Genomic DNA, 25,657 nt, shown 5'->3' with positions numbered 1-25,657 from the left:
ACATAAAAAAGATGCGCGAACACGTGGGCCGGTCGTCTAGCCTGGTTAGGACATCTGCTTGACGTGCAGAAGGTCGCCGGTCCGAATCCGGTCCGGCCCACCACGTAATCATTTTTTAATAAAACGTTGATCTGGTTTAATGGGTTTAGCGGACAAATCGGAAATCTTTATAATAATTTCTAACATAGTTGGCTGTTTAGAGAGGGATAAAATTGGCTAAGCTTGAGGAATCAGCAGCAAGTGTCGACGATGTTGCGGTAAGCCGTGATATTGACGAGTTTGGCAAGAAGGTGTATGCGGATTCTGCTTTGTTGCTTCGTCAGGTGGGGGTGCGCGTGGCTTTTTCTGTTTTTGGCGCTGTTTTGCTTTGGTTTGTTGGTCGTTTGATTTTTATTCCGATTGCTGAAGGGGTTTCTGTGCTTATTTTTGGTTATCCGTTGACTACGGTTGTTAGTGCGCTTATTGCTGTAGCTTTGGCAATTATAACCGTCGCTGTGTTTATTGATGTTCACAGGTTAAGCGGTGGCTTGGCTGGGATTGCTGCGTACCATTTTGGGAAAGCTACTGGTGAGTTAAGGGCAGAGGAGATTAGCAATTACAGGACTGCTTTAGATGGGGTTTTGTATGTGATTCTCGTGTCTTTGACGTATTTGTTATTCTTTGATTATTTAGCCTATATTCACTCAGAAATTCCCGCAGTGTTGCTAGTGCTTATCGTGGTTTGGGCGATCTATGCGCTTTGGCAGAGCACACGTGCAATTGCTAACGTCATTGATAGGTATACCTCGAAGATAGCTGATATGCTTGATGAGAAGGCTGCTAAAAAGAGGCAAGTGCCTTCTTGAAAAATTTAAAAGCATCTAAGTAAAAAGCATGTAAAGGGTGGATATGACATAACTGAAAAAAATGATATCGTGGAATTAAAGGAAAGTTTGAAGAGTTTCGCCAGCACGACGCATTTGGTTCTTTTTGTTTTTTTAGTTTGGCTTTTTGCTAACTTGGTGTTTATTCCAATTGCGTCTTCAGTGAATTGGCAGACACGTGTGATTGTTACCTTCATTATGTTTGGTACTTTCACTGTTTTGATTTTGCGGATGTATCCTAATGTGAAACGGTTGCTTGATGCCTTTTCGATTGTTCCAGCGCGCAAGTTCTTCATGAAGAAGGGTCTTGATTACTCTGAATCTTTAGTTGTTTCAAGGCAACTTCTCTACGTTGTTTCGCTGGTAGTTCTGTATTTGCTGTATTTGCCTTTCTTGCTTAATTTTCATCCAGCATTTGGTGGCATCGTTTTGGTCTTGGTGCTTGTTTTATGTTTCTTTTGTGTACTCAGGATTGTGAGGGTTACCTCAAAGAAAGCGGTTGACTGGTTAGCAACATAAGTTGCTGGTGCTCACAGGCTGTATCGGTCTAAGTCCGTTCCTGAACCCGTGTTGGGAGTAACAAAATAGAATACCATGCCACAAGCTAGGCAGCGGACTTCCTGATTTTTCTGCCGCTCTACTCTTGGCGAACCACATTTTGGACAACGCAATATTGGCACCGTTTACATGTGTGGGGTCTGTCAATTGTCGAATTCTTCATCTTTCCCGATCAGACTGGGACGGCGACATCATCCCCCGATGAAAAATGCATCGTCCCCGACTAAAAAGCCTTGGGTTTAAAGAAGAAAAAATGGAAATTTAATGGGGAAGAACTTGGCAAGAAGAATTGGCGCTAATATCATAAGTAGCGATTATTAAATGAGTTCTATTGCTTCTTGTCTTGGTATTGCCACAAGAGTTTCTGTGATAACCCACTCCGAGATATTAATTGACATTTTCATTGCATCTTTCTCACTTGCGGCCTCAAAAACAACTACTGTATCGTAGCGTCCCAGCGTCCAATACCAGCTTAGTATGTTGATGCCCTTTGTCTTCCAATCCGCTACAATCTTGGCTGTGTCACCAATTTCTCTCTTGTCAGGTGTCTTACGGAATTTTCCTAGATTAACAAAAATCAAGCAACATCCACCTCCTCAAGGAAATAAACAAGTAATTGCTGTTCTGTGTCAATAAAAATAGTTGTGACTGCTCAATAACTGCTACATATTCACATACTGGGGTTCTCTTGAATGCTTCTGATACCTCAATTTCAGGCGTGGTCAACTCTAACCCCAACTACCACTCCAGCAACATCAGAATGACCGTAGGTTGCATAGATGTCGAAACGGAACCCGCCGTAACGGGCGAAGTCGTCAGTTTGTACAAGAAGTGACAACGGCTCAGAACCTTTCAAAACAAAAACAATCTTCTCTAAATCTCCTTTTCCTTTTTTTAGCATGGCTGGTCCTGCGATTTTTGCAAGTTCTCCCTTCTCGTTGAACATGTAAAATCCTGACAATTCAGAGCCTTTTTCGTCCAGATATAGCCATCTGCCTTTCAGCTGCTCCTTTAATTCTTGGTTCTGGTCTATTTTGTTAAGTGCTTCTTGAGTTGTTAGTGCCCTAAAGCCGTTCTGTTGTAGTAACTGCATTGAGTTTTCTTGATTGGCTTGTGTGTGAGCCATGAATACTCCAGTAGTGCCTACCTCTCTAAACTCTACTTGCAACGTTTCTTTTATCATTAAAAACCACGTATAAATTTCGAGCATAGTTGCTATTATAGGTTATCTTTGGGTTGAGTTATTAAAAGAAATTCAAGTAAATCAAGACCCAAATAATATTATGGGTTTATTTGTGTGTAACAAGCGGTGTGTCGAAAGTTAATTAAACGTATCAACTAATAGTAGATTGGTGGATTCTTTGAAGACACCGCAAAAACCAAGAAAAAGCAAATTATCACGCGAGGTTGACATCACTTTTAAGCAGTACAAACGCAGCGCATCACGTTTCCGAACAGCGTCAGATTTGATGAGTAAAAACGTTGTCATAATAGCGCCAGAGGCTTCCCTGCAGGAGGTTGCGCAATTGATGGGTGAGAAGCATATTGGAAGCCTAATCGTAATGAAGTACGCAACACCTCTGGGAATAATTACAGAAGGTGATTTGATAAACAGAGTCTTGGTGCCTGGGCAGTTCCAAAAAGAAGAGACAGTTGAAAAAAACATGACCTGCCCGCTACCATCTGTTTCTGTTTCGGCTAAGGTAAAAGAAGTTGCACAAGTGATGATTACTATGAAGAGTAGTAGACTTGGAGTATTTGACGGCGGAACACTTGCGGGAATCATAACAGCTTCGGATTTGGTCAAGACTTTGCCCGATGTCAGCGAGACTAAGGCGCGTGTTGATGAATTCATGACTAAAGCGGTCGTTTTGGCGGATGAAGAAATGCACGTGAACGCTATAGCTGAAATGTTGAAGCGGAATCGTATCGGAAGTGTCATCATTGCTCGCAAGGGGGAACCGTTTGGAATTTTTACTGAACGAGATCTAATCGCAGGTTTCTTGGCTGTTGGCAGAAAGATGTTTACTAAAGTGGGGCCTGAGTGTTCATCGCCGCTGGTTACTATTCCCGCTGGTATAAGTGTTCACAGAGCAGCTGCGGTAATGGCGTTGAAGCACATTAGGCGATTACCTGTTGTTAGAGGCAAAAAAGTTGTAGGCATAATTACAGCGCGCGATCTCATCGGAGCTTACGCAAAATAAACATTCATTTTTACGTACTTTTGTGCCTGAAAATCAAAAAAGTTGCATGGTGCCTTGCTTTGTGTATTCTATCAGTCGTTGCAGTTGCCAGTTACGTTCATTAACTAAGCCATCATCAAGATTTCCCGAGTAAGCAGCGGCGGCTTTGATAGCGTACACTGCAGCGCCAATCGAGTGAGTGGGAACATGAGCTGTTGCCACCGCTTGACCCGCTGAACGCGCAGCATAACGCGCTGCAGCATCTTGTGCTTCTCGGGCAGCCGCATGGGCGTTAAGTGAAGCCCCACGTATGACAGCCATTTTGAACTCGCCTGTAGCTACCCAAGTTCGACAAACTTCTATGGCTTTTCGAGGTCTACCATCATTGGGATATTTTTCCTCGAAATACGAAAGTACGTGTTCAGCGCAGTCTGTAGCCCAAAGCGCCAGTAGCTTGTGGTGACTCTTGAAAGCTTGATGCCCCTCAAGTTCAGAAGCAGGTCTGCTTAAGACTTCTACAACTGACTTCCGTACCACAGAAACCAATGTAGGCAATTTCAATTTTTCACAGGCATCTTTGTTTATACGCGAAGTGTTCACGTTACCCCTCATTTTAAATAATAATTATACCTTCAAGAGACATATAACAAGTTGATAAATCTAAATATTAGGAAACACAAATAACTGACTTTGACGATTGCTTTTTAGATTTACATGAAGTCTAATTGTCAGGTTTGCGGTGCAACCTTCAAAGGCATCCCGCTCATCACGGTTAAGGATGGTAAGCAGGTTGAGGCTTGCCCAGTATGCTTCAAAAAGCTAGATGAGGAGTACAAGAAGAATAGTTGCATCGCTTGCGTGTTCTTTAATATGGGTTCCTGTGAACTCTTCGGCACCGACCTAGAAGAGCCCTACGTGCAAAACAAGAACTGCGATTACTTCAGCACAGACCCTGACCCGACGAGCATGGCAAAGGCGCGGATCAAAAAATTCGAGTTAACAGGACGCTTTGACAAAGCGGCTGAGGAATACGAGAAACTGGGCATGAAGGAGAAAGCGGAGGAAGCCCGAAAGAAAGTTAGGGATAAGCCTGTTCGCCAAAGTAGCGTTGACGAAGCTATTAGCCAGTTGGCTGAGAGGGGGCAGTCACTGACATATTTTTGTTGCCACTGCGGAGCAGCGCTCAAAGTCGGTGCAAACCACCCAATCCAAAAAACCTGCCCCAACTGCAAATACGACCTAACAGTCATCGACATGGCACGCTTGATTAGCCAGCACATGTAAACCCCCAAACAGAAACCCTGTGCATTCTAATATTTCAATCAATGCAGAAAACATAGAGAGGGAGGGACCTGTTACCGTTGATTTACTACGTGCGTCCAAATGCTGCTTGTTACTGCGTACAACCAAGACCCTTAATGTACGTGGTAAACCTGCCGCAAGCCATGTACGTAGTAAAACAAGTGCTCACCAACATATTTGCCGCCTATTAGAAACTCATTGCAGAAACCTATAGGGGGTAGGTCACCATTAGCGCTTTTTCAGCCAAAAACATAATGTAAAAAGTTAAGCCCAAACGTGGTTGCCAAGCGTTAAATACCCCTAATGCGCAAGCAATGCCTATGGACGTTAAAGAATTAATCAGGTACAATCACGAGGTTCGCAGACTCTACTTTGAAGCAATTAGCAAGTTGCCTTGGGCGGTTGTTGTTAAACCAAAGGGCTTGAGTTTTGATTCGATACGCAACGTGTTTTTGCATTTAACCCTCGTTGAGGACAGATGGGTAAACTACATCATCCCAGGCTGTTTTAGTCGGTGGGTTGACCCAGACTTTAACATGTTTAAAGATTTGGATTCATTGAAGAAATATGTGCGCGATGTGGAGAGCAGAACCCTTCACTATTTGGAGAAGCTTTCGTTGGAAGAGTTAAACCGTGAAATAGTTGTTCCTTGGGGCGACAAGCCCGACACGCGCGTCAGAATTGAGAAGGTGTTAACACACATGGTTTTCGAAGACATGATTCACTATGGCGAATTATCAGCGGCACTCTGGCAGATGGATTTAGAAGCACCCTACAAGGCTTTTTGGCGTTACCAACAGCAAACATAAAGCATCGATTAATTTTCTTCCACTGTACGTTTTCTCTGGCGCGATATAAGCAGTGACCCTACTGTGGCCACAATAGCCGTTGTCACGATGACCACTACTGCTATTGAAACGAATAAATCAGAATATTCAAGGCCGTATTGAGCAGGCAAAGTTGCCAGAACCGCTGCTGCCAACCCTCTGGTCAAAAGAACAGTCATTATTTCTCGTTCTTTTTTGAGGGTACTTTTCAGGGTTACTAGCCAAACGCCACCCAGCCGAGTTAGAATAAGGATGCATGAAACCGCAATTCCCCCAATTAAGAACATAATACTCGAGCACGTGAAAATAATGCCTAAAAAAACAAAGAAGAATGTTCTAATTAAGAATGCAACTTCAGCCTCAAACCTTTTCAAACCCTTACTTACCGATAAACAAACCTTTCCATTAGGCTGGTATGAAATGTTATTCTGCTTAAGCAAGTTTCGGATGTCTCTTTCGTTACCCAAAATCAAGCCAAAAATCAAAGCGCTTAAGGCACCGCTTCCGCCTACACTTTCGGATACAGCATAACCTAGCAGCACGATTCCAATGGTTAGCATGTAAGAGAAAGGCACCAAGGCTACTTTGCGCAGGGCAAATAACCATGTGAAACCTAAAAGTAAACCTATCAGCGTGCCTATTAGGAATTTACCTGCGATGCCTAAAGCGATTGTACTAACGTTGGCTTGTCCAGTGATAATGATATCAATTAATGATAAGCTAATTACTATGCAGAAGATGTCGGTAAGTGCAGACTCCAAAATTAATACGATGGCGCCTTTTTCATTCATCTTAATTTTAGAAGCAAGAGAAACCACTATAACTGAACTACTGCCGCCAAGCATGCTGCCAAACAGCAAGCCATAGATTATAGGCATTTGAAAAACAATTGTCATGAATAATCCAACGCCCAAGACGCTAAAGATGAACGTTAAGAAAGCAAGCAGGACAGCTCTCGGGCTGTTAATTAGGACTCGCTTGATGTTCAAGCCCATGCCGCCATCAAACAATATATAGGCTAATGCCAAAGCGGCAATGAAAGGAGCAAAACTTTTGATTGCTTCTGGGTCAAATACTCCAAATATTGGACCAAAAATTGCGCCCAAAAAAATGAGAATCAGCATGTCTGGCACGCCTGTTCGGTCAAAGAGGATGTTGGCTAAAAAACCTATCAAGACTATTAATGCACTTATAATCAAAGCTATCGAAACGGAGTCAACCAAGCGCCATCAGAAAAAGATATGATTCAGCGGGCCTTTTTATAATTTGCCAGAAAATTTTCTTATGCGCACTAACTTTACCAAGAGTACAAACTCAAAATGTAGTAAATGGTTATTTTTGTAGATAGACTGTTTTTGTTGGGAATGCAAATTCTATGCCTTCTTTTTCGAATGCTTCTTTAATTGCAAAGTTTATTTTTTCTTGTGTTTCTAAGTATTTGGTGTAATCAGCTACTTTTACGTAATAGATTATCGTGAATCGGAGGCTGAACTCTCCGAATTCAGTGAAGCGAACTAAAAATAACTCGGCTAGTTCAATGTTTTCGATAATGTTAGTGATTATCTGGGGAATTTTCTTGAGTTTATCGACAGGTGTGTTGTATCTGACTCCGATGGTGAATGTTATGCGCCTTCTTTTTAATTTTTTAAAGTTCCTAACATTAGTAGAAGTAAGCTCTTTGTTTGGGACCACAAGTTCTTCACCCTGCAAGAGTTGGATTCTTGTTGATTTTATGCCGATGTTCGTCACGGTTCCGCTGTGGTCTCCGACGACAATGAAATCGCCAATCTCGAATGGTCGGTCAAAGTATATGGAGAAAGCGCTAAAGAAGTCACTTAGCGTGCTTTGGAGTGCGAATGCTATGGCAATACCGCCGACACCTAAGCCAACAACAACGCCAGATAAATCAATGCCTAAAACCCACAATATAATCAAAAAAGCCAGTATGTAAACGATTAATTGGACAATTTTCTTCAAAAGAAAAAGGATGTGGTTGTTATTTACGTTTTTTCGAGAAATGCGGCTTCCATACCAGTTAATGAGGATGCTTGCTATTTTGGTTACCATAAAAGCGCCTATCAAAATTCCTAAAACGCTGAAAATTTTTGATAACTGAACCGTGTAAGGTTGCAGGCTAGACAGAGAGCTTAGGGAATAATAGAACCCTGCGATCAATACAATAAGGATTGTTATCGGTTTGACATTTTTTAGTATGTCATCATCGAGTGTCGATTTTGTTTTTCCTGCCCATGCAACTAAGTATCTGCTAAAAACGAAATATACTGTCCAACCAACAACTGCTATGATGGAAAAAATTATGGCTGAAGCTATAATTTCGCTTGTCAGCTGGTCTGTTTGCAATATGCTCTGTATTATTTCAGTTATGTTTGCCATCTTGCTTTTATAACTCCAGTTTGCCAATAGCTGGATTAAATAATGGCACACCAATAATATCGAATACTTATAAATATTATTTCAGGGTTCTTTTAAGGGAGTGAAGTATTTGGATATTGAACAGGGAAGAATAAGCAGAATACATGACTTTTCGATTAATTTTGATACCTTAAAGGCGCGAATGAAAGAAACAAGCTCAAAGTTTCCTTCAGGTATAATAATTCCAGTAATGGGTGATGACCTTGAAAACCCCGAGATGCACAAAATCATTAGCGGTCTAAACGAATGTGACTACTTAAAAAAAGTATACCTTGCTCTTTCCACAGTAACTGATGCTGATTACGAAAAAGCGCTCAAGATTTCTTCCAAAATAGAAATTCCATGCGATGTCATATGGTGCAATAAACCAGAAGTAAACAACATTCTGAACACGTTGAAGCATAAGGGGCTTGATGTTACAGGGTTGTCGGGGAAAGGTAAAGACCTGTGGATTTCGATAGGTATTGCTTCTCTTGAAATCTATGCAATGTGTATACATGACGCGGACATAGTGGGGTATTCGGGTTTGTTGCCTACTAAACTGCTTTATTCCGTAGTTGAGCCAAGGTTAGATTTTTGGTTCTCAAAAGGTTACTACGCACGTGTTAATCTTGAAAAGAAAAAGATGTACGGCAGAATATACCGATTATTCATAAACCCAGTTCTGGCTGCCCTGCAGAAGAAGCTAGCGCATACATCCACATTCATTCGCTACTTACAATCTTTCAGATATACGCTTTCTGGTGAAATGGCGATTTACAGTGATTTAGCACTTAACCTGCGACTTCCCAGCAACTGGGGCTTAGAGATGGGAATTCTTGCAGAGCTTTACCGAAATGTCTCAAACAAACGCATATGCGAAGTGGACCTAGGATTTTTTGACCACAAACACAAAGAAATGAAGTTAGATTCACTTCTAAAAACCGCGGAGGAAAGTTTCATAACATTACTACGAACATTAACAGAAACGGAGGGAATCGATGTGTCTGACGCCTTCCTTTTGAGCTTGCAAGTAACATATCGACGATTCGCGCAAGACAGAGTCAGGCAATATAATGCTGATGCTCTCTGCAACGGGTTAGATTACGATAGGCATGAAGAAGAAACAAGTGTAGATACCTTATCAGAAGTAATTATCCATGCTGGAAAACGATACCTAAGTAAACCTACGAGTGCGCAGATGCCCGATTGGTTGCGAACCATCTCTGCGATGTCTGATGCTAGAGAGAAATTAAGAGATGCGTCAATTGAACGGTAAAGCAACCAAAAAAGTGGTTTTTAGCGACATTGACGGAACGCTCATAGATGAGAAGTATTGCTACAAGCATTCACAACCCATAGTTCAAAGACTCATCGACTTAAACGCTAAGTTAGTCTTGTGTAGTAGCAAGACTAGAGCAGAAATCCAATATTATAGAGAAAAACTAGGAATCCACGACCCTTTTGCGTCGGAAAACGGGGCGGCAATTTTTATTCCAAAAGGCTACTTCACACTTAGTCATAATTATAAAATACAAAAGGGCAATTTTGATGTTATCGAGTTAGGCGTGCCTTACAATGAAATTAGGCGTAAACTTAAACGCATAAGAAAAAAGAGTGCCCTTAGCATCGTTGGTTTCGGTGACATGACCGTGAAAGAAATAGCAAAAGACAGCGGGTTACCGATAGAGCTTGCTTTACTGGCTAAGCAAAGGGAATACAGTGAACCATTCATCTTAAAACATGGAGACGAAAAGACACTCCACAGATATATCGAAAAGGAAAACTTGAGTTACACCAAAGGCGGAAGGTACTACCATTTAATGGGGAAACATGACAAAGGAAAAGCAGTCGCAATATTGAAAGAGTATTTTATTGAAGAGTTTGGTTCATTGCAAGCTTTCGGGGTAGGTGATGGCCCAAACGATTTGTCCATGCTAAGTCTAGTGGATAAACCCTTTTTTGTTAAAGATGTTGCAAACCTGCAGAATGTATGGAATACAATCATATCTGCCGTTAAAACACAATAAAAATTGGTTATTGAAACAGTTCACAAGGACTTTGAGGTCAACCTTTTTGGTTCCTTTTGCTCACATGCTCAATCAAAGTGCACTTACGGTTGTAACCACGAATAGGATATACATAAACAAGAAGATTACGCCTTCTTTCCAGCTTAGTTCCCTTCTTGATATGAAATACCAGAAAAAGAGGTTTATAATGATTGAGAAGACAACCAAGTTTTGGAAAACGCTCATGTTAAGGGTTATTGGGCTCCCTACAAGTACAGGTACAAAAAAAGTTATTCCTAAAATTAAAGTAGTGTTAAAGAAGCTAGCGCCTATTATGTTGCCCAATGCAAGATTCGGATGACCCTTAAGAATGGATTTTACTCCTATGGTCATCTCTGGCAAACTAGTGCCAAAGGCAATGATTGTAGCACCGATTACTTGCTGGGAAACCCCTGCTGATGTCGCTATATTAATCGCCGAATCTACGAGAAAGTTTGCAGAAATTACAATACCCAACGCACCTGCTATGGTGTAAATTACATATCGTTTTAGTTTGGATTTGTCGTATGTTACGGCGTCTTCTTCTTCATCATCAGATATTCTCATCTTTGATAGTTTATACATGTAGGCAAAAAATATCACTAACAGGATTAAACCTACCAACCAAGCCGCTCCTGTGGAAACATAGATTAAAATTAACGGAATAATCGAGGACACGAAAAGACCGAATTCTAAACTGCTAAGCTGTGACTTAGGAAATGAAATTATGTTAGTTCCATTTACATTATTATTTCTCTTAATAATTTTCGTTAAAGCAAGAAGAACAACGCCTAAACCGATAACTACGCTAATATTGAAAATATTTGAACCTAACACGTTTCCAACAGAAAGGGCGACTCCACCACTTAATGCCGCAATAAAAGCAACTGTCAACTCAGGCAGAGTGGTTGAAAGAGAAATTAACGTGAAACCAACAGATGTTTTGCCAAGTTTGCTTATCGCGGATACTTTAAGCGCATTAGAAATTACAATATTGCTTGTCCAATTTAAGAACACAAAGGAGACAGCAATAACTATTATGTCAACGATGAATTGAGTGAATACTGCTTCGGACATTTGCTATCTCCTCCTTGATTTCGCCAACTATCACCAAACGAACAAATAAAATCTTCGGTTCTCAAATGCAACTATTGAGAACCAAACATCTAATTCGCAGTAAACCAAACAATAACCAAAGTAAAAAAAGTTTCCCAAACCCTTTTTGTTTTCAAATCTGTCATGGCTAAAAATTGTTTATAGTTTTTCAACATTAATCCACACCTCAATAGGTATAATGGAACCAAGAGATGAAATTAGCAACAAAAATTACCTCTAGAGCTACGGGCTTTAACACATATTAAAGCACTTAATGCTCGACTGCACTTTGCTGTTCACCTTTCCCGTTTGCTGTTCAGTGCCGAAAACGCAACAGGCGCCACGCAATCCCTGTCTTGTGGTGCGTTTTTTGCGAACATATTAGGATGCAAATATCAGTGGCATGCACAAACCTGTAGGGGGTAGGTAGCGGCGCGGCAAAACAGTGCGACAAACGCAATCAATGGCACGCGCCAAAAATTCTCTAAGAGGGGTCTATCGTATTGGCGCAAAAACACTCCAAAAGCATGTTAAAAATCCCTTGCTTTTTATAGGGGGATAGGGTCTACCGCAGAGCAACAGAATTCGCAGCACATCGTTAAACCGCCTATAAAGGGGCATAAGAAAAAACGCAGCTAAAGTTTAGCTTATGACTGTCCCGACATTTTCGCCCCGAACAGCTGCCAACATGTTCTCAGGCACAAACCCGCTAACAACAACCGTTTTTACACGATTACGTTTGAGAACTTTAATCGCCTCAGGATCAATCACCTGATGAATACCAGCTTTATGCTCATTCTGCTCAAAAACACCCGCCAACTCCTCAAACGACAAACGATCAAGCTTAACAGCGTCAGGATGCTTTCTTGGATCTTTATTATAAATGCCATCTTGATCGGTGCCCTTGAGCAACAAATCTGCACCAACCCGCTCAGCTAACAATGTCGCAACCGTGTCGGTGGTAATTCCAGGCTTTAACCCACCCATAACCACAACTTTGCCTCTATCAAGGCATTCTGCCGCATCATCAAGAGTAACAGCAACCTTCTCACAAGCTACATCGCCGAGTTTTTTGAGGAAAAGCTGAGCAAACAGGCGGGAACAAGAAATCGCAACCTCATCTTGCGCATCCATATCCAACCCCAAATTTTTAGCGATACCGATGAATTCTCTTGCCAACGCGCCTCCACCTAAAACAACTGCAACCTCGTGTCGCTGTTCTCTGATGGCTCTGATGATTTTGGCGTACTTTCCAAGTAACTCGGTATTGATTGGTGAAGCGACAACTGAACCGCCAATTCGCACAACAATGCGCATGTTCTTGCCTCTCAGTGCCTTGTTATGTCTTCAAAGGTTAAAAATCTTTAATCACTAAAAAACGAAAACAGTGCTTTAGTTACGCTGGTGCCTATGGTCTTCTGGTTAGCTTGTTAAGCGTTTCTTCATCAAGTTAATGCTCAAAATAAAGAAGAAAACAGTGACTATAACTAACCATGCTATGCTTATGGGCAGAAGCATCTGAGGGCTCAAACCTAAAATCGGCTCCAAATTAGTAGAAACTGCAACTCGAACAACATTAACAACATGCGTAAGAGGCAAAACAGCCAAAGCAATACCTTGAGCAGCAGAAGGCAAAGAGGTCAACGGGAAGAAAGTTCCGCTCAAGAAGAACATCGGTGTCAAAAACAGAAAAGAAGGATAATTAAAAAAGTCAATTGTAGGCGCAACGGCGGTGAAGCACATGGCTATAGCCGCAAACATTAACCCGCCGAAAAAAGCTATTAAAGGCACCAACAAAAACAGTGGGCTTGAGATTAACCCGAAAACCGCAATCACACCTAAAACGATGGTGGCATTGATGGTTGAGCGTGTTGCACCCCACAAAAGTTCTCCAGCAACAACTTCTTCAACGCTCACAGGTGTAGCAACAATGGCGTCGAAGGTTTTTTGGAAGTACATGCGCACGAACGAGGCAAAGGTGCATTCAAAAAAGGACCCATTCATGATGGCAATCGCTACCAACGCAGGCGCAATAAAGTTTACATATGGTTGACCGTTGATGTTTTGGACAAACCCTCCAAGTCCAAAGCCGAAAGCCAACAAGTAAAGCACAGGCTCCAAAAGCGAAGGCAAAAAGTTAACTTTAATAGTTTTCAAGAATACATCTGTGTTTCGACGCCAAACCTTCCAAACCCTATAACTAAGGCGAGGAATTGAGAAACGTGCTGGCGACTTACGAAGATTCGGTTGAGTCATTCCCCTCTTAATCCCCGCCCTGTAAGTTTAAGAAAAACATCCTCAAGATTGGCATTACGTATAGTCACGTTTTTGATTTGATATTCTTTTAAGAAGCCTTCAAAGACTCCATGAGGTTTGTCAGTGAAGATTTGCACGCGGTCGCCGATTTTTTCAATTCGTGCATCAGGAAAGATTTTTTTGATAGTTGACAACATATTCTCATCATAATCTAGCTCTAACACTTCTTCGCCAACATGCTTCTTGATAAGTTCAAGCGGATTGCCATCTTCGATTATTTTGCCTTTATCCACTATTAGAATTCGGTCGCATAGAATTTGAGCTTCATCCATATAATGAGTTGTTAAAATTATGGTAACTTGCTTTTTCTTTAGGTGGCGCACTTCATCCCAAACAAGGTGCCTTGCCTGTGGATCTAAACCTGTTGTAGGTTCATCTAAGAGGAGAATTTGTGGCTTGTTTATGAGCGCTCTTGCAAAAATAAGTCGGCGTTTCATGCCTGTTGACAACGCCATTATTTGTACATCTTTCTTTTCTTCTAGTTGAAAGAATTTTAGTTGCTCGTTAGCTCGTTTGAGGGCTTCTTCTTTTGGGATGTCAAAATATCGTGCGTAAACAGTTAGGTTCTTTAAGACGGTGAAGTCAGGGTCTAAATTGTCCTCTTGCGGAGCTACGCCAACTAAAGATTTTATTTCTCTGCATTGCGTGTGTACGCTGAATCCTGCAACTTTGAGTTCTCCCGAGGTTGGAGGTAGAAAGCAGTATATCATTCGAACAGTAGTTGTTTTTCCAGCACCGTTTGGACCCAAAAAGCCTACACATTCACCCTTGTAAACTTGGAAGTCAATGTGATCAACGGCGGTTAAACCGTCAAATTTCTTTGTTAGCTCTTGTGCTTCAATGAGAACTTCTTTAGAACCCATAAATGGTCAAACCTAGATTTTAATCCGGGAACTTAAAACTACCCATTTACTGCTTTCCTGAAATGTACATGCAGTAACCAAAACTTATTGGTCCTTCTTTGGTGGTTTCACAGGGAAAATCTTTGCATTCAAAGCATAATTTAACTCCTTTATTGAAGGCGCAGTTACAAATCTTGCAAAACTTGTTCTCGCGTGCCACGCATCCAACATTACCATTTGGGCAAGTGCCTTTCTGCATTTTTGGGCATTTCTCGCAAGCGATGCCGCAAACACCTATCCGCATGTTGTCACACTTCTGGTATTTTTAATTTATAGTCACGTTATTTAAAAGCATACTGTAGGTTCACACACAAGTTACTTTGCACAATCCAATTCCTTTTTCATGCGATATTAAACCTTATTTTTTAATTCAAATTTTTTAAAATTTTGTTAATTTTGATATAGATTTTAGCTTCATAAGTACTATTAAGTGTAGCCACTAAATCTTTGGTCGTTAAAGTGTTGGTGTCTATGCAAGAGAATGCTGGCAACGAAGCAGTAGTGCAAAATAAGTATGCCATCTATTTAAAAGGCATTCAAAGCCCTGTGATGGTGATCGATAAAGACTTTAACATTGTATATATGAACCAGTTTGGCAGAAAATTAGTCGGTGAAAAGAAAAGCACCATTAAAGGCAAAAAATGTTATGACCTTTTCAAAACAGGAGATTGCAGAACTGACAAGTGTGCCTGCTCCAAAATGTTTGATTCATCAAAACCTGAGACAGGACAAACGGTTGCAAGCTTAGTTGGCGGTGATTTGCCGATTCAGTATACTTGTTCGCCTTTGTATGATGAACAAAGAACGTCCATAATCGGTGCAATCAACGTTATCACCGATATAACGCAACTCAAGCAAACTATGGATGAAATGGATAAAATAATCAAGTCTGCTACACTCGTGTCAGAGCAAGTTGAAACCTTATCCAACAACATTTTGATGACATCACGAAACGTTGGCGAAATGGGAATTCAAGCGGTGGAGACCTGCGAAAAACTCCAAAGTAACATGAGCCAATTAGAAATTGCCAGCCAGAATGTTTCCAAAGGTGCTCAAAGCCTCTCAGAGCTTTCTCAGACAACCGCTAAAACCGTTGATAATCTGGTTGCCTTAATGGACGCTGTTAATAAGAACACGGATGAAGTAAACGCTCTGGTTAATGACTCAAATAAGTTAGCAGTGAAACTTCAAGAAGACGGAAAAATAACGCTTAATGCATTTGGCAATATCGGTAATTCGTTGGGAAAAGCTGACAATACAATCACTGACGTAAACACTTCAATTAAGAATGTAGCAGGGTTAGCTGGTGACATCTCGGAAATTGCAGGACAAGTTAACATGTTGGCGTTGAACGCGGCCATAGAAGCAGCACGTGCTGGTCAAGCAGGAAGAGGTTTTGCAGTTGTTGCGGACGCAGTTAAACAACTCGCAGGGAGAACCCGCGCTTCAGCTGAAACGGCAGTGAAAACAATAGATGAAATTACCAAGTCAGGAAATAAAGCTATGCAGATGACCCAGTCTGCAGAGAAAGCGGCAAAAGAAGGCAGTACACTTGTAAACAAAGCCGTTGAAAGTTCTCATCAAGTAGCAGGCTCGATGGGTTCAATATTGACAATAACTGGTACGTTAAGAGAAAACTTGCAGAAAAGCATGCAGTCACTAAACCAAGTAAACGATGCTATCCAGCAAGTTGCCAGCGTCTCTCAAGAATCCGCGTCTGCCTCAGAAGAATCCGCTGTAACTGTTACTGAACAAGCTCAAGGTGCTCAACAAGTAACTGAGGTTTTCAAAAAAGTTGAGGCTGAAAGCGAGAAAGCAATAGCTTTGGCAGAAGAAATTGCTGTAGCGGTTAAAAAACTCAAAGAAGAACTTTCTAAAGCTAAACAAACAAATCAATCTGCAGTATAGAGCATTTTGCGTTCTCGTTGAGTTCTGTACAACTTTTAAGGCAGCTACGCCTATTCTTAGAATGGCGCTTGCGCATGAAAATAGCTTTCTGGCTGCTGGATATTAATCCCAAGATTGATAAAGACACAATTGAGCTGTGGCTCTGGGGAATCAACAAAGCTGGCAGTCGAGTGCTTGTTATTGACAGGACTTTTACTGCCTACTTTTACGCTGTGCTCAACGAAGGCTTTGACCCAGCGAAAACTGTTAAACAAATCAAGAATGTTTACGCTGACTCAATTGTGGAAGTAGAAGTTGTTCAACGCCGCTTTTTCGGCAAGCCTGTGCAAGCAATAAAAATCTACTGCAAAAACGCAACCGAAACAGGCAAGCTTGCCATGAAACTTCGAAGTCTCGAAGAGGTAAAAGACTGCCTCGAAGATGACATTCGCGCTGCCATGCGCTACCTAATCGATAACGACATAGTTCCGTGTGGATGGCATGAGGCTGAGGCAACAGAAGAAGAGAACATCGGAGGTGCTAGAGCTGACAAAGTTTATGCTCTAATGTCCCCGCCCAAACAATTGGAAGATGCCTCAGTGCCACCGCTAAGACTTTTGAGTTTTTCGATGATTTGTTATAGCCGTGAGGGGTCTCCAAAACCTGATAGAAATCCTGTTTTGATGTTGTCAACGGTAGCCAGCAATGGTGAAGAAAAGCAGTTTGTTGCAGGCGAGGATAAAGATGATAAGTCCGTAATTGAGAGCTTCATTAATTATGTTTGTGAATTTGACCCTGACATCATACTAAGTTACGGCGCCAACACCGTCGATTGGACTTATCTTAAAAGCAGAAGCCGCCAGCTTGGATTCAAATTAAACTTAGATAGAGCACATCTTGAACCGCACACTAGTGTTTATGGTCATGTTTCAACTACGGGAATTGCTAACATCGACATGCTTGACTTTTTAGATATCTTTCCAGAAGTTAAAGTTAAAACGCTTTGGAATTTCGCTGATCACTTGGGAGTAACAAACAAGCAAAAGAGCATTGACGACGTATTTTTTGCGGATTACTGGGATGAAAAACAAAAACGCGCTGAGCTATTACGATTTGGGTTAGATAACGCCCACAGAGTTTATGACACGGCACAGTTGCTTTTAGATTTAGCCCTACAACTCGCAAGCCTAACAAGCCTGCCTTTAGACCATGTAATGACCGCGGCTGTAGGCTTCCGTGTAGAGTGGTTTTTAATAAAAAGAGCCCAGAAAATAGGCGAACTTGTTCCTAAACGCATCGAGCAACCTTACTTGCCTTATGCTGGGGGGCTTGTTCTTTCACCTAAAGCGGGCTTACATGAAAACATCGCCGTCTTGGATTTCAAGTCAATGTACCCAAACATAATGTTGACCTACAATCTCTCACCCGACACCTACATCGCACCAGATGCACCAGAACCAGCCGACGGAGTCTACATTGCACCCGAAGTGAAGCATCGCTTTCGTAAAGCACCACCTGGATTCTACAAAGAAGCACTAACATACCTAATTGAAGTACGAAACGCTATACGTAACCAAATGAAAAATCTAAGCGCAAGCACTGTTGAATATCGAGTGTTAGATGCAAGGCAAAAAGCAGTCAAAATCATAACGAACGCTGCTTATGGTTACGCTGGCTGGATTGGCGCAAGATGGTACATTAAGCCAGTCGCTGAATCAGCATCAGCGTGGGGTAGGCACATTATTTTGACAGCGACACAGATGGCTGAGAAAGCTGGGATAGGCGTAGTTTATGGTGATACTGATAGCTTGTTTGTAAATTATGATGAAACCAAAACACTACAGTTGCAACAGGACATTAAGCGAGAGCTCAAGCTTGATGTGGAAATCGACGAGGTGTATAAACGCATTTTTTTCACTGAAGCCAAAAAACGCTACGCAGGCTTACGGCAAGATGGTAGCATAGACATTGTGGGCTTAGAAGTGATTCGTGGAGACTGGGCAGAAGTTGCCAAAGAAGTACAGGAGCGCGTGCTTGAGATAATTCTCAGGGAGCAGTCACCTAAGAGAGCAATCGAATACGTGCACGCCACCATTAAAGCGCTCAAGCAAAGAAAGGTGCCATTACGCGACCTCATCATCTGGAAAACTCTAACGAAACCACCCGAACAGTACGCCGTAAGAGCGCCGCATGTGGAAGCGTCTAAAATACTCAAGGAAAAGGGCTGGAGATTAACAGGCGGCGACAAAGTAGGCTATGTAATTTTAACGGGCAAGGGGCGGCTCTACAACCGCGTAAAACCTTACGTTTTTGCAAAATACGAAGAAGTGGACGTTGAATATTATGTTACTAATCAGGTTTTGCCAGCGGCAGCGCGAGTTCTTGCATTCTTTAATGTAACCGTGGCAGAACTGCTTAGCGGAACGAAAGAAAAAGAAGAAACTAAAAGCTTAACAGATTACTTTTAGGTTTGACCGATAGCGTCACGGAAAGTTACCAATTCAACATTCAACACAGGTTTAACCGCTTCCGAAACGCGTGAGGCAACTATGCGCCTGATGTTCTTTTCGCCTGCGATATCAACAATTCTTTGTGTGATGATGCCGTCGAAAACTACTGTGTCAACGCCTGCTGTTTGCTGAAGTTTTTCTGCAAGTTGGCTAACCGGTAACTTTTCGATTAGTTCAAGTTTATCATTGAATAGGACAGCTTCAAGCGTTCCAACCAAAGCCTTTGCTGCTTGGCTCAGTGGTTCTGGTACTTCAACTTTGCGTTCAGGTGGCGGTGCCTTCTTGGCTGCTGGCGGATGTTTGCCTATGAGTTCGCTGACTGGGACTTTGCCTTCTAAGGCTTCAGCGATTTCCTTGCAGCTGCATTCTTCGATTTCTTTGCCTCGGGGTGCACGTCCAACGTACTTTACGTTTGTTACCTGCAATAGCTCTTTGAGGATTAAGTCGCCGCCTCTGTCGCCGTCAAGTAATGCTGTGGCAGGTTTCTCTTTTGTTAACTTCTTAATGGATTCAGGAACTTTTGCGCCCTCAAGTGCAACAGTATTGAAAATTCCACAGCGCATCAGATTAATAACATCTGCGCGACCTTCAACAACAATAATCTCCTTGGAAGTTTCCAGTGTTGGTCCTGCTGGTAAATCTTCTGGTCCATACTTTTCAACCTTGCCGACCTTCATAGTTTCAGAGATTTCTTTGTAAACCTCATCAACGCTCGGCATTGACTCAACGTTCCATTTATGGAGAATTTCTTTTGCGCGGTCAATGATAACTTTGCGGCGTGCTTCGCGGATATCTTCGATTTTATCAAGGGTTACTTTTGCTGAGCATGGACCGACCCGATTGATGCTTTCTATGCTTGCAGCAATAAGTGCTGTAGAAACACGGTCAAGGCTTGTGGGTATAGTTATTGAACCTGATGTTCTATCATTCTTAGAATGTAAATCAATTTCTATTCTGCCGATGCGCCCCGTTTTTTGGAGCTCTCGCAGATCAAGCTCTGGTCCAAAAAGACCTTCAGTTTGACCGAAAACTGCTCCAATAACATCAGGTTTCTCAACTACACCTTCGATTTCAAATCTAGCGTGTACAACGTACTTTATCGTAAATGTTTGGGATGTTCCCGTAAGCGTGCAACTCCTATGTGAGTTATATTTTATTTGATTATGTTTATATTATGTTAATCACATAAAGCGAGACATTCTCGCAATGATGAGATTTTAATTTATCACTAAAGTAGGTAACGTGCAGTCTAATAATATTTGTGGTGTTATCTTCCACTACAAAGTAACGGAAAAGATAACCGAAAAGGAGGTTTAGCGGAGCAACAAGCTTTGATCGCCATGCGGAACTAAAAAGTAAATTCAGGAGAGAGAGGGGAATCCAACCGCATTTTGATCAATCGTTGTTCCGCCAAACGATGCTACGCGGGTTTCACACGCACATTAATTGTACCAAAGAAAAAATAAAAGAATATGTGACTGTGCTATGAAGCCAACAGTCTACAAAATAGGTTATCATGAGGTGATGATTACCTCTTAACTTAAATAATAATAATCACAAAAAAGGAAGCGGTGTAAATGAGCCTTCGCTTAAACCCTCTATATGAAAAACTGCTTCCGCAAATGTCTGAACAAGAATTCAACGAACTCAAGGCATCCATACAGTCAGAGGGCCAGCATTACCCTATAATTGTCAATGAAGACCTAGAAGTACTAGATGGTCACCACAGATTTCGAGCTTGCATTGAACTTGGAATCGAGCCAGATTTTGAAGTACGCAAATTTGAAGATAAACTACTCGAAAAAAAATTTGTTATAGAAGCAAACCTGAGACGCCGCCACTTAAATAACTTCCAACTCGTAGAACTAGCAGTTCCATTGCTCGAAATTGAAAAAGCGCTCGCGAAAAAGCGCCAATCCGCAGGTGGCAAGAGCGGACGAAACTTGCAATTGGGGTTAGCGCCAGATGACGCTGAGCCTGCCCCAGCGGTTAAGGCAAAAGCAACCGAAATTGTGGCAAAAAAAGCTGGGCTTTCAACTCGAACGTTTGAGCGGGGCAAGAAAATCATTGAAAAGGCAAGTGAGACAGATAAGCAAAAGTTACGGGAAGGAAAAGTCAGTATTGCTAAAGTCTACCAAGAAATCGTAGATAGCCAAAAACCAATCCAAAAAGTCGCTGAGACCCAAGTTATAAAGCAAGAGTCTCCACGTGAACTGCAGAACAAAGCAGAATTGTTAGCGTTGTTGGAGCGACTGAAAAACAATGAGTTATTTTGTCCATCCTGTGGGAACTCCATGTTTGAATGTAGCAAATGCTACAAAACTCTCCAGACGCTACTGGAAGCCAAGGGTTCAGGGGAAGAAAGCAAATAAATCTTAAACAATAAGTCAGCTTACTGCTCGATTATTTGGGTGATTAGCCGTTGTTCAGCTTTTCTTAAATGCTCTACCACAGTGGAATCCACCAGTCCAAGCTTTTGCGCTAACTCTTCAGTAGTTATTTTCCGTGGGATGTCATAATACCCCAGCTTGTATGCTTTAATTAGAACTTCCCGCTGTTTCTCAGTTAGTTGACTGAGGGGCGAAATGGGTGAAAAGTTCACATCTGCCAAGAGCACCACTTTATAGTGGATACCTATGGCATCAATTTTTTCCATGAACTCTTTAACTTGCATTTCGTTGCCTATAAAGGAGATTTTAATTTTTCCATCACCTATTCCTATTGGTGGAAACAAGTAGCCGCCTTGAACGCCTATACCGCTTACGACTGAGGACACGATTGGTCCGCCCCGTATGAATACTATGTACGACCCATTTTTTGCCCTTTCAAGTACCTGTGCTTCAACTAAGAATCCGCCTGAGAGGAGTTCTTGGATTTTTGTGGTTGAATCTTTGAACTCCACTTGGGATATTGCAGCGAACTCTTCTTGGTCTTGTCTTAGAAAGTAGAGGAGTTCAAGCGATTTGATTTTGCTGAATTGGGGTAGTTTGATTCCGATTTTAAGCAGTTCCTTCTCGGAAACCTCAAGGATTAGTCGTCTCATAAACAAACGTGCGCTGATGTGCATATATGTTTTTTGAGAGCCGAGTATACTCGGTAGAATCTTAATCCGATGCCAAGTTACCCTTAATGGATTCACAAAAATGCATAAACCATGAATTAACGAGGGAGTCATCAAAGGTGGCGCAAGGAAAAGTTAACGTGTTCGGAAAACTTGGGAGATTAATCACAAAACGCAAGTTTTCCATGATTGCCGTTTGGATGCTATTGCTAGCAATTGTTCTGCCTATAGTTTTGACTGCTTCAGGAGTGAACTCGCTACAGCTGGGTTCTTCAACAGAAAGCAACCTTGAATCAGTCAAAGCAAGCGACATAATTACAGCGCAGTTCCAGAAGACAGTGTCCAACAATTCACTCATCATCATAATATCAACGGACAACGCTTCCTCGATTAAAACTCAACAGTTCATTGATGAATTGATTACCCAAATTAAAGAAGACCCCCGCATAAGCGGTCTTGAAAACGTAACCAGCGTCTACTCAATTCTAATTCCAGCTCTCAACCAGACAAACGAGGGCGTCTATCTCGCTTATAAAAACGGAAACTTAACGTATAATTTACTCTACAGCGTTCCAACAATATATTCAAACGTCTGGTTTGCTGCTTACAATGAAACCAAAAATGGAAATTTAGTATCAGGGTTGAACCAAATAAATCAGGCTATTTATGCCGTTTTTGATAACGCAAACATGACTTACAACTTGCTCTACAGTGTACCCGCGATTTATCTTAACGTGTGGGGACAAGCGTACCAGCAGACTATGAACGTAGGCATGTCAAATCAAATAGCCTACCAACAAACTGCTACAATACTAACTCAAGCTGACCCCACAGCATATGCACAATATACATCACACTTGCTTGACGCATTCAACGCTACATGGTGCCTAAGCTTTCTAGACCCATCAACACAAACGTTAACTCCCACTGAGCGTGCATCACTTGCCGCTAACATAACGAACCAGCAGTATATCAACAATTTTTTAGGCTCAAATGCCACAGCAAAAGCTTTCGCAACTGCGTTGACAAGCACTTTTTCGCTGGAGGCTTTCTTAACTAATACTCAAGAGCAGAATAATGCACAACTGCGAGACTTTTCTATTCGGTACATTGCCGACTCGTCTGGTTCATCCATCGCGTTTGTTACGGCGGTTTACAATTTAGGAAAGACCCCGTCTACCAGTTCGCTCGCAGCTTTGGCTGATGATGTTATTTGGTACTCAACAAATTACAACATGACTAAATTTATTCCCTTGTTCAATGAAATCTCATACAACCAGACCAAAAGCATCCTCAAAGACGCTGACGAATCCTCATACGTCAACTATACGTCGCATCTGTTGGATTTCTTTAATGCTTCATGGAGCCAAAGAGTCCCAAGTCAACCAACACAAAACTGGATAAACCAAACCGCCTCGGCAGCCGCGAAAGTTGCGAACGCTCAATTCATCGCTGCCTACCTAAATGACAGCAAAGACTTCGCCGACGCCGTAGCCTCAACGTTTACTTTGCAGGATTTTTTGGAGGCAAACACAACAGAAACAAACAGCAAACTCAGAGAGTTAACGATAAATTATGTTTCTAACTCATCAGGATTATCAAAAGAATTAATCACTGCAATTTTTGACATGGGCGAAAATGCAACATCAAACGCCCTGCAAACTTTGGCATCAAACATCGCTTGGAACCCAGATGCCTATAATATCGGAGAGCAGTTTAATTCATTAATAACCTCATTCGTTTCGTCCTCTAAAGATGTAACTCTTGTATCAGTAACCTTCACTGAGTCAAATGATGATAATCTTGTTGCAATTCGAGATATCATAAAGTTCAAACTAGCTCAAAACCTTGCAGGCATTCATTCAGTGCAAGTGACTGGTTCTGATGCTCTAAACTACGATTTTAGCCAGTCAACCAATGAGGATTTAGAATTGATTCTTCCTTTTACGATTGCCTTGTTGGTAATAGCGACAGCCTTGTTCTTCAGGTCAATTGTCACACCGATTGTCACTTTGGGAACAATAGGCGTTGGTTTGGGCGTTTCACAAATCTTTCCATATTTAGTGGGCACATACATCAACCAAGTTGACTACATAGTTACCTCAGTGTTGCTAACTGTGCTCATTGGAGTCGGAACGGACTATACCATATTCATTTTGGCGCGTCACCGTGAAGAAAGAATAAACGGCTTACCGCTCCACGAAGCAATATTAAAATCAATCACTTGGGCAGGCGAAAGCATAGTAACCAGCGGCGCCACCACCATAATCTCCTTCATAGCGCTTGCAGCCACATCGCTGGTCATGCTTCAAACTATGGGTTTAGTCGTAGGTTTAGGAGTTATTGTTACTTTGCTTGCTTCCCTAACTTTCGCCCCTGCCTTAGCCACTATACTTGGCGACAGGATTTTCTGGCCTGATACAGGGGAACGTTTCAAACGGTACTCAGAAGCAATCGCAGAGAAAACAAAACGTGGGGCGGGGTATTTCGCTAGAAGCAGTGCATTCTCAGTGAAGCATGGAAAAGCAATAATCATCATAGCCATTCTCATCACTGTACCATTATTCTACGTTTATGCCACAGCAGATGTAACTTACGATTTTCTAGGCGGTGCATCAGCGCACTTGGAATCAATAGCTGGCTCACGTACCCTCACTGACTCCTTTGGTGGCGGTCGACTAATGCCAACTTATGTGGTCGTAACATTTTCGCAGTCAATCATAGCTAGCGGTAGCTTTAACATGGGCGAAATGTCGACGCTTGAGAACATCTCCTCTATGATTGCCATTCATGAAGGTGTCCAGGAAGTTTCTGGACCTACCATGTCTTTTGGTGAACCAGTAGATTATCAGACCATTACCAATGACACTGATTCAACTATCTACAATGCGATGTTAGATGCTATAGGCGCAGATAACCAATCAGCACTAATAACTGTGAAGTTCAAAGTTGACCCGTACTCAAATGAAGCCATGGCCTACACACAAGAGATTCGGAACACTATCCATGACAACTTTGACGATGTAGCTAACGTGACTGGAATTTACGTGGGTGGAACAACAGGGGCAATACTGGACACAAAAAACACTTTCCAAGACCAATTTAATGTGATTCTTCCAATAGTTGCAATCTCCGTTGGTGCAGTGCTGTTCATAGTTTTAGGTTCGCTGATTTTGCCATTTTTCGCTCTGCTCTCAATATTTATGAGCATTGTGTGGTCGCTGGCTGCGACGGCATTGGTGTTCCAATCCGCTTTTAACTACGGCTTGCTTTTCATCACGCCGCTTGTTTTGTTTGTTCTATTACTAGGATTAGGCATGGACTATAACATCTTCATCCTCACACGAATCCGTGAAGAAGCCACCAAAGACAAAAAACTCAACGAAGCCATTATCCACGGCACCTCACAAACAGGAGGCATAATCACAGCCGCTGCCATAATCCTCGCTGGCTCACTTGGCACCCTCATGCTATCAAACAACCTGTTACTAAAGGAAATGGGATTTGCTTTCTGCATCTCCATACTCATAGACGCGCTCATCGTTCGAACCTACTTGGTGCCCGCCGTAATGTCCGTCTTCGGAAAATGGAATTGGTACAACCCCATAAAACGCTTAAGACGACTAAACACCGATGACAAAAAACACGCTGAGACATCAGAAAACTCACAACCCTGAACTTTCTTTTTTAATT

The 25,657-nt window shown here is 41.9% G+C and carries 23 protein-coding genes and 1 tRNA gene; 12 read left to right on the top strand and 12 right to left on the bottom strand.

What is annotated here, in order from left to right; translation table 11 throughout:
* Positions 1 to 25: 25 nt before the first annotated feature.
* From NWE95_05475 to NWE95_05465, 3 genes are all read left to right on the top strand, one after another.
* Positions 26 to 103, top strand: a tRNA-Val gene (locus NWE95_05475).
* Between the two features lie 109 nt (positions 104 to 212).
* Positions 213 to 845, top strand: a complete 633-nt coding sequence (locus tag NWE95_05470) for a hypothetical protein (GenBank protein ID MCW4003346.1) — start codon at positions 213 to 215, stop codon at positions 843 to 845.
* A 153-nt stretch (positions 846 to 998) separates the two neighbouring features.
* The gene (locus NWE95_05465; GenBank protein MCW4003345.1) at positions 999 to 1,382 is read left to right on the top strand and encodes a hypothetical protein; all 384 of its coding nucleotides are present in this window, start codon (positions 999 to 1,001) and stop codon (positions 1,380 to 1,382) included.
* 356 nt (positions 1,383 to 1,738) lie between these two features.
* Here the strand turns inward: NWE95_05465 and NWE95_05460 are convergent, their stop codons facing one another.
* Together NWE95_05460 and NWE95_05455 are read right to left on the bottom strand one after the other, a co-directional pair.
* On the bottom strand, positions 1,739 to 2,002 hold the full coding sequence (locus NWE95_05460) for a GYD domain-containing protein (protein ID MCW4003344.1): 264 nt from the start codon (positions 2,000 to 2,002) through the stop codon (positions 1,739 to 1,741).
* 131 nt (positions 2,003 to 2,133) lie between these two features.
* Complete coding sequence (locus NWE95_05455; GenBank protein MCW4003343.1) at positions 2,134 to 2,604, bottom strand: hypothetical protein; 471 nt, start codon at positions 2,602 to 2,604, stop codon at positions 2,134 to 2,136.
* A 178-nt stretch (positions 2,605 to 2,782) separates the two neighbouring features.
* Here NWE95_05455 and NWE95_05450 point away from each other — a divergent pair, with 178 nt between their 5' ends.
* Positions 2,783 to 3,625: a CBS domain-containing protein gene (locus tag NWE95_05450; protein ID MCW4003342.1), complete on the top strand. Its 843-nt coding sequence runs from the start codon at positions 2,783 to 2,785 to the stop codon at positions 3,623 to 3,625.
* A gap of 33 nt (positions 3,626 to 3,658) precedes the next feature.
* Here NWE95_05450 and NWE95_05445 read toward each other — a convergent pair whose 3' ends face one another.
* Positions 3,659 to 4,204 (bottom strand): hypothetical protein, encoded by a 546-nt coding sequence (locus NWE95_05445; GenBank protein ID MCW4003341.1) that lies wholly within the window; start codon positions 4,202 to 4,204, stop codon positions 3,659 to 3,661.
* Between the two features lie 114 nt (positions 4,205 to 4,318).
* Here NWE95_05445 and NWE95_05440 point away from each other — a divergent pair, with 114 nt between their 5' ends.
* A complete protein-coding gene (locus NWE95_05440; protein ID MCW4003340.1) occupies positions 4,319 to 4,888 on the top strand; it encodes a hypothetical protein in 570 nt (189 codons plus the stop codon).
* 332 nt (positions 4,889 to 5,220) lie between these two features.
* Entirely contained in the window at positions 5,221 to 5,715 is a 495-nt protein-coding gene (locus tag NWE95_05435; GenBank protein MCW4003339.1) for a DinB family protein, read from the top strand.
* 8 nt (positions 5,716 to 5,723) lie between these two features.
* Here NWE95_05435 and NWE95_05430 read toward each other — a convergent pair whose 3' ends face one another.
* Together NWE95_05430 and NWE95_05425 are read right to left on the bottom strand one after the other, a co-directional pair.
* Entirely contained in the window at positions 5,724 to 6,956 is a 1,233-nt protein-coding gene (locus tag NWE95_05430) for a cation:proton antiporter (protein ID MCW4003338.1), read from the bottom strand.
* Positions 6,957 to 7,065: 109 nt separating this feature from the next.
* The gene (locus NWE95_05425) at positions 7,066 to 8,127 is read right to left on the bottom strand and encodes a mechanosensitive ion channel family protein (GenBank protein ID MCW4003337.1); all 1,062 of its coding nucleotides are present in this window, start codon (positions 8,125 to 8,127) and stop codon (positions 7,066 to 7,068) included.
* Between the two features lie 109 nt (positions 8,128 to 8,236).
* Between NWE95_05425 and NWE95_05420 the strand changes: the two genes are divergently transcribed.
* Complete coding sequence (locus tag NWE95_05420; protein ID MCW4003336.1) at positions 8,237 to 9,424, top strand: glucosyl-3-phosphoglycerate synthase; 1,188 nt, start codon at positions 8,237 to 8,239, stop codon at positions 9,422 to 9,424.
* A complete protein-coding gene (gene mpgP / locus NWE95_05415) occupies positions 9,414 to 10,175 on the top strand; it encodes a mannosyl-3-phosphoglycerate phosphatase (protein MCW4003335.1) in 762 nt (253 codons plus the stop codon). Before NWE95_05420 ends, mpgP begins: the two co-directional genes overlap by 11 nt.
* A gap of 72 nt (positions 10,176 to 10,247) precedes the next feature.
* On the opposite strand, the gene NWE95_05410 is transcribed toward mpgP, so the two are convergent.
* From NWE95_05410 to NWE95_05390, 5 genes are all read right to left on the bottom strand, one after another.
* Positions 10,248 to 11,270, bottom strand: coding sequence for a sodium:calcium antiporter (locus NWE95_05410; GenBank protein ID MCW4003334.1), 1,023 nt, complete (start codon positions 11,268 to 11,270; stop codon positions 10,248 to 10,250).
* Positions 11,271 to 11,930: 660 nt separating this feature from the next.
* Complete coding sequence (pyrH, locus tag NWE95_05405) at positions 11,931 to 12,605, bottom strand: UMP kinase (protein MCW4003333.1); 675 nt, start codon at positions 12,603 to 12,605, stop codon at positions 11,931 to 11,933.
* A 105-nt stretch (positions 12,606 to 12,710) separates the two neighbouring features.
* Positions 12,711 to 13,544, bottom strand: coding sequence for an ABC transporter permease (locus NWE95_05400; GenBank protein MCW4003332.1), 834 nt, complete (start codon positions 13,542 to 13,544; stop codon positions 12,711 to 12,713).
* Positions 13,541 to 14,467: an ABC transporter ATP-binding protein gene (locus NWE95_05395; protein ID MCW4003331.1), complete on the bottom strand. Its 927-nt coding sequence runs from the start codon at positions 14,465 to 14,467 to the stop codon at positions 13,541 to 13,543. The genes NWE95_05400 and NWE95_05395 overlap by 4 nt, the downstream gene beginning before the upstream one ends.
* A 46-nt stretch (positions 14,468 to 14,513) precedes the next feature.
* The gene (locus NWE95_05390) at positions 14,514 to 14,750 is read right to left on the bottom strand and encodes a DUF3795 domain-containing protein (GenBank protein MCW4003330.1); all 237 of its coding nucleotides are present in this window, start codon (positions 14,748 to 14,750) and stop codon (positions 14,514 to 14,516) included.
* Between the two features lie 227 nt (positions 14,751 to 14,977).
* On the opposite strand from NWE95_05390, the gene NWE95_05385 reads away from it, so the two are divergent.
* Together NWE95_05385 and NWE95_05380 are read left to right on the top strand one after the other, a co-directional pair.
* On the top strand, positions 14,978 to 16,414 hold the full coding sequence (locus tag NWE95_05385; GenBank protein ID MCW4003329.1) for a methyl-accepting chemotaxis protein: 1,437 nt from the start codon (positions 14,978 to 14,980) through the stop codon (positions 16,412 to 16,414).
* A 74-nt stretch (positions 16,415 to 16,488) separates the two neighbouring features.
* Positions 16,489 to 18,861: a DNA polymerase II gene (locus tag NWE95_05380; protein ID MCW4003328.1), complete on the top strand. Its 2,373-nt coding sequence runs from the start codon at positions 16,489 to 16,491 to the stop codon at positions 18,859 to 18,861.
* On the opposite strand, the gene dnaG is transcribed toward NWE95_05380, so the two are convergent.
* Positions 18,858 to 20,003: a DNA primase DnaG gene (gene dnaG, locus NWE95_05375; protein ID MCW4003327.1), complete on the bottom strand. Its 1,146-nt coding sequence runs from the start codon at positions 20,001 to 20,003 to the stop codon at positions 18,858 to 18,860. The genes NWE95_05380 and dnaG overlap by 4 nt on opposite strands.
* Positions 20,004 to 20,480: 477 nt before the next feature.
* Here dnaG and NWE95_05370 point away from each other — a divergent pair, with 477 nt between their 5' ends.
* Positions 20,481 to 21,275, top strand: a complete 795-nt coding sequence (locus tag NWE95_05370) for a ParB N-terminal domain-containing protein (GenBank protein MCW4003326.1) — start codon at positions 20,481 to 20,483, stop codon at positions 21,273 to 21,275.
* A 20-nt stretch (positions 21,276 to 21,295) separates the two neighbouring features.
* Here the strand turns inward: NWE95_05370 and NWE95_05365 are convergent, their stop codons facing one another.
* Complete coding sequence (locus NWE95_05365; GenBank protein ID MCW4003325.1) at positions 21,296 to 21,946, bottom strand: helix-turn-helix domain-containing protein; 651 nt, start codon at positions 21,944 to 21,946, stop codon at positions 21,296 to 21,298.
* Positions 21,947 to 22,083: 137 nt separating this feature from the next.
* Here NWE95_05365 and NWE95_05360 point away from each other — a divergent pair, with 137 nt between their 5' ends.
* Entirely contained in the window at positions 22,084 to 25,641 is a 3,558-nt protein-coding gene (locus NWE95_05360; protein ID MCW4003324.1) for an MMPL family transporter, read from the top strand.
* Positions 25,642 to 25,657: the final 16 nt, after the last annotated feature.

This window comes from Candidatus Bathyarchaeota archaeon (assembly GCA_026014725.1).
GTDB lineage: Archaea > Thermoproteota > Bathyarchaeia > Bathyarchaeales > Bathycorpusculaceae > Bathycorpusculum.
This window is presented reverse-complemented; position numbering and strand designations above follow the sequence as displayed.